Annotated in this window: 9 protein-coding genes; 6 read left to right on the forward strand and 3 right to left on the reverse strand. The window is 39.3% G+C overall.

Annotated elements, in window-relative coordinates:
- From Xbed_RS17630 to Xbed_RS17650, 5 genes are all read left to right on the forward strand, one after another.
- Positions 1-150 (forward strand): PAAR domain-containing protein (locus tag Xbed_RS17630; protein WP_208612270.1); only part of this gene is annotated, 150 nt, incomplete at its 5' end.
- A gap of 135 nt (positions 151-285) precedes the next feature.
- Positions 286-1077 carry a peptidoglycan recognition protein family protein gene (locus tag Xbed_RS17635; RefSeq protein ID WP_086114151.1) on the forward strand — a complete coding sequence of 264 codons (792 nt, stop codon included), beginning with the start codon at positions 286-288 and terminating at the stop codon, positions 1075-1077.
- A complete protein-coding gene (locus Xbed_RS17640; RefSeq protein WP_139837525.1) occupies positions 1049-1438 on the forward strand; it encodes a hypothetical protein in 390 nt (129 codons plus the stop codon). Before Xbed_RS17635 ends, Xbed_RS17640 begins: the two co-directional genes overlap by 29 nt.
- A 320-nt stretch (positions 1439-1758) precedes the next feature.
- Positions 1759-2058 (forward strand): hypothetical protein, encoded by a 300-nt coding sequence (locus Xbed_RS17645; RefSeq protein WP_139837526.1) that lies wholly within the window; start codon positions 1759-1761, stop codon positions 2056-2058.
- 52 nt (positions 2059-2110) lie between these two features.
- The gene (locus Xbed_RS17650; RefSeq protein WP_086114154.1) at positions 2111-2719 is read left to right on the forward strand and encodes a hypothetical protein; all 609 of its coding nucleotides are present in this window, start codon (positions 2111-2113) and stop codon (positions 2717-2719) included.
- A 3-nt stretch (positions 2720-2722) separates the two neighbouring features.
- Here Xbed_RS17650 and Xbed_RS17655 read toward each other — a convergent pair whose 3' ends face one another.
- On the reverse strand, positions 2723-3820 hold the full coding sequence (locus tag Xbed_RS17655) for an ISAs1 family transposase (RefSeq protein WP_086114155.1): 1098 nt from the start codon (positions 3818-3820) through the stop codon (positions 2723-2725).
- 102 nt (positions 3821-3922) lie between these two features.
- On the opposite strand from Xbed_RS17655, the gene Xbed_RS17660 reads away from it, so the two are divergent.
- Entirely contained in the window at positions 3923-4186 is a 264-nt protein-coding gene (locus tag Xbed_RS17660; RefSeq protein WP_139837527.1) for a hypothetical protein, read from the forward strand.
- A gap of 852 nt (positions 4187-5038) precedes the next feature.
- On the opposite strand, the gene Xbed_RS17670 is transcribed toward Xbed_RS17660, so the two are convergent.
- On the reverse strand, positions 5039-5368 hold the full coding sequence (locus tag Xbed_RS17670) for a hypothetical protein (RefSeq protein WP_086114158.1): 330 nt from the start codon (positions 5366-5368) through the stop codon (positions 5039-5041).
- A 2-nt stretch (positions 5369-5370) separates the two neighbouring features.
- Positions 5371-6355 (reverse strand): RHS repeat domain-containing protein (locus Xbed_RS17675; protein ID WP_086114160.1); only part of this gene is annotated, 985 nt, incomplete at its 5' end.

Raw genomic sequence — 6355 nt, forward strand, 5'->3', positions numbered from 1 at the left:
GACGCACTGGCTCCCCATGCGTCACATTCACGGACGATCGCCGGAGGTTCCGGCTCCGTCTTTATTGAGGGGAAACCGGCCGCCCGAACCGGGGATGCCGTTGATTGTGGCGGTGTTGTGATTGGCGGCGGCAGTGTGAATATTGGGTAAGGATATTTGAGAAAATCCATTTGTATCTACTTTGAACTGTATGAGAAAGGGTGGCAGTTTATGAACAATAGTTAACCCACATTTTTAATTTATCTTGATTAAAACCAGTTAATTTATCGTTAAAAGGAATATTAGATGAAACCTATCAACGAAAAAGAAAAAACATTGTTAATAGTGCTCAATGATAGTATCTGCTTCAACAAAAAGGAAGAATTAATAAGAAAATTATCTGAGCATGATGAAAATAATATATGGAATGCTGGTAAAGCCTGTGCCATGTGCCCGCCTCCAGAAGCAAGAGAGGATTTTGTTAAGCATGTATTAAGTAAGATCCCATATGTTAATGATAATGGATATTTTAAAAACACTGATATAATTCAAGATGATGTTAGTGCTTTAGAACATGGTGAAATGAGTACAATAAATGCTATAGTATTACATAGGACAGGAGGTTCAAGTATGTCAACAGCTATATCATCATTCAAATCAACGGGTGTTGGGACGCATTTTATTATAGACAAGGATGGTACAATAAAACAAACTGCTAGTTTAAAACAATATACATATCATATAGGAAAAATAAGATCTAAGTGTATAGCAGAAAATAGTTGTGATTCAGATGAAGCAATAAAAATAAAGAATTTTGGATGGAATCCGAAAAAAATTCATGACCACGAAAAACTAAAAACATACCCTGATAGATACCCTATGAATAATGATAGTGTAGGAATTGAGGTTGTTGCGGGCTATAATAATGTATCTAAATCTTGGGATCAGGCAACCATACAACAAAATGAATCCATTAAAAAATTGGTTGGTTTATTAAAATGTAATTATAATTTAGGTAATGGTGATATATATGAGCATGATAAAATATCTTATAAAACAGAAGGCGAAGGTGCTAATCTTTATTTTAATGATATTTAGCCCTTGCGTTTACTCAATAAATAATAAAATAGAGGTGGTTAATATAACAGGTTTAGAGCTAACAAAAAGTGAAGATGAAGATATTGTTAATGAATGTAAAAAATGGAAGATAAGTAAAGAAGATGTGGAGAAGATCTTTAAGAACAGCAAAGAGTATGAATATTATCCATATGATGTTTTTTATCAAACTCCATGTAATATAAATGGAGAAGCAAAGATAAATAATAAAATGTGGAGTTTTTATATCAATGGAGGAGGTATAACTACGCTTGAAAATAATAAGGAATCTATTTATTTAGGTTGCAGTTCGAAAGAATGTGAATCTTTCTTTATTTTTCCTTTAGATGGAATGAATCCATAGTTAAAATATATAATCAAGATTGAAATTAATTTTCGATCTTGATTATAAATAATATTGTTAAAGCCGTTATTTGGTAACTAATTCAGGAAGTTGGCATTTGCGGATATTATGAATTTTCACACAGTGATAAATATCAACTATTCTGTAAATTTAATGCGGATATTGCTGCAATACCATTAATAGGTTTAGAACTACGAGCTGATGTTCTTCAGATATTTTCCGCCTATTTTAAACTTGATACAGTTGTTGCTAAAATACGTGAAGCGGGAGAGGAACTCGAACAAGAGGTCAAGCAAGGTAAGAATGGGGCATTTTATGGTGTGCAGTTAGATTTAATCCTCAGTGGTGACTTGAGCGTTATGTTTGTCTGGGAGTCTAACAGGGCGCTGATTGGGGATGCCACAAATTCCCAAAATGAAAAAGTGTTGGATTTGGTACTTTACCATGATGGTATAAAAGCGATGGTAAATGTAGAATTGGCTTTTGGTGTAGGTAAGAAAGGCGATACAGATAATGATGAACAGAGAGAAGAAGGAATAAACACAAATGCTGAAAAAGAATGGATATTCCACAAACCACTGTCTAAAGAAGAGTCAACATATCGGATTTCGTTGGGCTAGTATTCTATTTTTTACATGTATTGTTTCAAATAACGCATTAGGTAAACCTGAAATGGACTATAAATATTTACTCTCAATGAATACAAGCAAAAGTTTTTGCTATTTAAGTGTAAATGGTATGCCTGCTATGGATAATCGTGGTGCTGGTACGCATGGTGTCCAATCCAGTGGTTTAAATGCGACCGCTTTTCTGGAAAATGGTACTAATACCATAGAATTACTTTTTAAGGATAGAACATCTGAAAAATCAAATAAATTTGATCCCAACGCCCGGTGTGAAACCACATTAAAAAAAGTATCCGCTGTCGGTGATGAGGAAATAATCAGTCATATCAAATTGACTGTGGATAAGGAGGGGAATACTCTAACATCAGAGTCACTAAATCAAAAAGGAAGAACAGGAACAGAGTTTGAATTCACGGGGATGGCAACCGCACCTGGTGATAAAGGCTTTTACAAGGCAAGAAAATCATTTAGCCTGAATGGACTACCCGACTGGATGTGGACTAAAGCACGTCCGGTAACAGAAAATGACCTCCCTGCAATTAAAAATTTCTATCAAGAAATTATCAATACTCTTTCACATAAGGATCTCGATCAATTATGGAAAATGAGTAAACCTGCATGGGATGAATGCAGGGCGCGAGCATACTTTGGTTAATATCTATCCAAAGAACACTTGTGCACGATAATCATCACTCCAGCCTGCTTTTTTAAGTTTATTTCTTTGGCTGGGAGCACCACAGTCACATTGTTTGACCATATTCAACACGATGCGCCGGAATAGCGCCAAATTTTCAATGGCGCCGTCCAGTACAATACGTGAATCATCTTCTTTAAAAACCACATCAAGAATATAATGTTGGCTATTTTCAATCCGCCAATGCTGGCGAATGTAGTGTCCTAATAATTTGTGCCGGGGAGAAAGCGAGCTAATATAGTAGGACGTATCTACCGTGCCTTTACCCTTTTCTGACCGATGCCGTTCAACCGCAATGATACTGCGAATTGTCGGCCATTTTTCTGCCATTTCGGGGGAAAATTGAGGTTTAAGCTGGAAAACATAGCGTTCTTCCTTACGTCCATGCGCTTCTTGCTTAACTTCGGTGACAATCTTTTCTTTACCCGCATCAAACACCGCCTGAAATTGTGACTGGATAGCCGCCCATAGCTTAGGCTGATTTTTCTTTACCTGGACAACCACATGCGCTTTCTTCTCACTGATTTTTTCCAGGGTTTCACGCTGACAGTGCAGGGCATCCAGCGTCACAATACTGCCTTTCAGATTAAGGATATCCAGCATTTGACAAACGACACGGATTTCACCCTTTTTTGTGGCCGTGGCTTTCTGGCTCAATACCAATCCCCGTTCGGTATCATAGGCAGTGACCAGCTGGACCGCATTTTTCTTTTCATTCCGGTAAGCCCGTCTCAGGGCTTTTCCGTCAAAGGCAATGATCGGTTTTCCGTCCAGCTCACGCTGTTCATTGACCCAGTTCAGCAACGCTTCCAGTAACGGATCCAGCTCGATAGCCCGGAGTATTCTCGCAATCGTATGTCGGCGGGGGATCCCGTGAGGAAAGGCGCGGTATTCTCTCAACCACTTAATTTTAGCCCGGCCATAAGTCTCAATGTCTTGCCATCCCTCGGCTCCTGCCATAATGGCACTGACAACGAGGAAAATAACATCAACCAAATCATACTGGCGATTGATATCAGAGCGGGTTTCTTTCACAACGGATAAATGTTCAATGAGAGTCATAGGTGAGTCATGAAGAGGAAAATAAAGCTGATTAGATCATGTCATTCGCCTTCATTCAAGAGACTTTAAAAAAGTATGCTCGCGCCCTGGGATGAATGGGCGATGGCTGATAATAGCAATCCCAGGATATTTTTTGATTCAATGAATTTTGATAGACTGACTGATAATAAAAAATATACAATTAGAACCCTTCCTAAATGGAAAGATTTTGAATTAGTTAAATACAAAGGTGGTCGATTATTTCGTTTGGAAACTGGGGTTTTTGGTCGTTCCCCAATAATAATGGATAAAATAAATACAGATAGACTAGCAACTTACAGCCCCTATTTATCCATTATTGATGGGAGGGTTGTTATTACCAGATAATAAGTTAATTATTATAATCAGGATTGAAAATAGGTGTTTTCGACCCTGTCAATTGTGATTTAATATTATCCGCTAGGAGAGAGGCTCATTCAATCGACTGTTTGGCCACGGGTTATGGCCGTTAAGTTTGTCAGTTTCCAGTAAACCCATTTATTCACAGCATGATAAAACGTTTGATTGTTTATTTGATGATCGCCCTTATTATTCTGAAGGTTCTCCGGTTACAATTAGCCAGAAACAAGCCTTTGATCGTATTATTGGTTATTACAAAAAAATGGGTCTTGTTTTGATGTATATTATGAAGGCAATGAGTATGGTAAATATAAAAGGGTTGAGGGTATTTTTACTTTGACGTTTAAGAGATTTAATTATGATAAAAATACATCGGGCTATGGTGATTGTCTATTTATAGAAAAATACACAACAGATTGTCTGGATGAAATTATTCGTTTGTTGAATGATTTTGTTAAACAGGCAGAGTGTCAATAAAAATATTGGGAACACCGTCAGAAAATAAAAAACCGGATTGCTGAATCCAGCATCCGGTATCCGGCATATTTATCTTTGTGGTTACTCAGGCCAATAATACGGGCAGTTCAGCCCGCAGCACAATCGTGCCATAAGCGGTTTCAACGATAATCGGATGATCGAGTAATCCACTTTCTGCCATCCGCACCATCAAACAACAATACCAGCGCCAGCAAGACCAGCTCAGTGAAATTAAGCTGCGGATGCGGGAACTGATTGGTGACTACAAAAGCAACTAAAGGCAGGGAATGAGCCGCTCTTAAAAAAGAACGAAGCCGGAAGATCACGGGGATCTTTCCGGCTATATTCTGATAGTAAAAACTACTATTGAGGCCCCGGCCATTCAAGCTGGTTTTTCAGATGCTCAGGAACAAGACTAAATAAATTCTTTATATCATTTTCATGAGAATGGTAATTAACGCACTCTTTATCGCGAGCATTTTCTAAATAAAATCTCGCATGATTATTTAAAAAAAACACATCATGCTCTGTCATGTCTTCTTCGGTAAGAGATGTAACAATGTTATGTAATAGTTCAGCCTCCATGTAACAAGATTTATCAAAGGCCTTTCTAAAGCAAGAATGCGTTTGTACATTTCTTATGTAAGACAATGATTTACATAACATATTTGAATATATACTTATTTTTCTCATTCTTAAAATCCTAATTTGTTTCTTAAATTACTAAAGAAACTTCTTGATGGCATAGCCCTAGCATCAGTCGGTGGTGAATTTGTCCTTGTCCATGTACCATTCTCTATTAGCTTATTAATATATTTAACATCGCCTGTTTCTTTATATATTTCTTGGGCTGCAACCATTCTATGATGTCCTTCTCCCATATAATAAGTTCCGCTAGAGTCGACAAAACCACCAACCTGATTTTTTGGAAGAGAAAAATCAAAAGTACCATCGAGCATATCTTTTTTCATGCCATCAATCTGTTTAGGGTTTCTTAATCCGATTTGTGTAGCTTTTATTTCTGGTGGAGGGCAACTTGTTAATCCCAGTGGATCGACCCAAGACAGTGGATTGTGCACATATCCGTAAGGATTCAGCCCTCCCAGCAAGCCTATGGGGTCTGGCGAAATATACTGCCCCGTCTCCGGCGAATAATAGCGGAACCGATTGTAGTATAACCCGCTTTCCTCATCCTCAAACTGCCCCATAAACCGGAAGTGACAATCAACATGATAATCCGGGTGGTTAGAGGGCATCACCTGCGATTTCTCTGCCTGTCCCCACGTTTTCAGCCGCTGCGCCCAGACCAGTACCCCTTGCTCATCCAGCATCTCGCGCGGGGTGCCCTGATGGTCACTGATAATATAGTGTAGCTTGCCTTTTTCAAAGCGGGCCGACGGGGTTAAGGCGCCGGGTTCATAGAGCCAGCGGACGCGCTGCTCTTCTACCGGCGTGCCATCGGCATAAATGGGCACTTCCTCGATCAGCTGATCCCCGCTCCACAGGAAATCCCTGCCCATGATCGCATCGGCTCTTGGCTCGATATCCGGTCTGCCGGCCAGCCATAACTGTAAATTCGCGGCGGCCAGTTTGCCATCGTGCACTTTCAGCTTCCGAATTCTGCGCCCGAACGGATCGTATTGATAGTGCCAGCGCGAGCCATCCGGGGTTTCGAAGTGG

Source organism: Xenorhabdus beddingii, from assembly GCF_002127545.1.
GTDB classification, from domain to species: Bacteria; Pseudomonadota; Gammaproteobacteria; order Enterobacterales; family Enterobacteriaceae; genus Xenorhabdus; species Xenorhabdus beddingii.

Bases quoted from the DNA above. Each gene is read 5' to 3' on its own strand.
- Xbed_RS17635 (WP_086114151.1), top strand. From the start codon at position 286: ATGAAACCTATCAACGAAAAAGAAAAAACATTGTTAATAGTGCTCAAT.
- Xbed_RS17650 (WP_086114154.1), top strand. From the start codon at position 2,111: ATGGACTATAAATATTTACTCTCAATGAATACAAGCAAAAGTTTTTGC.
- Xbed_RS17655 (WP_086114155.1), bottom strand. From the start codon at position 3,820: ATGACTCTCATTGAACATTTATCCGTTGTGAAAGAAACCCGCTCTGAT.
- Xbed_RS17660 (WP_139837527.1), top strand. From the start codon at position 3,923: ATGGCTGATAATAGCAATCCCAGGATATTTTTTGATTCAATGAATTTT.
- Xbed_RS17670 (WP_086114158.1), bottom strand. From the start codon at position 5,368: ATGAGAAAAATAAGTATATATTCAAATATGTTATGTAAATCATTGTCT.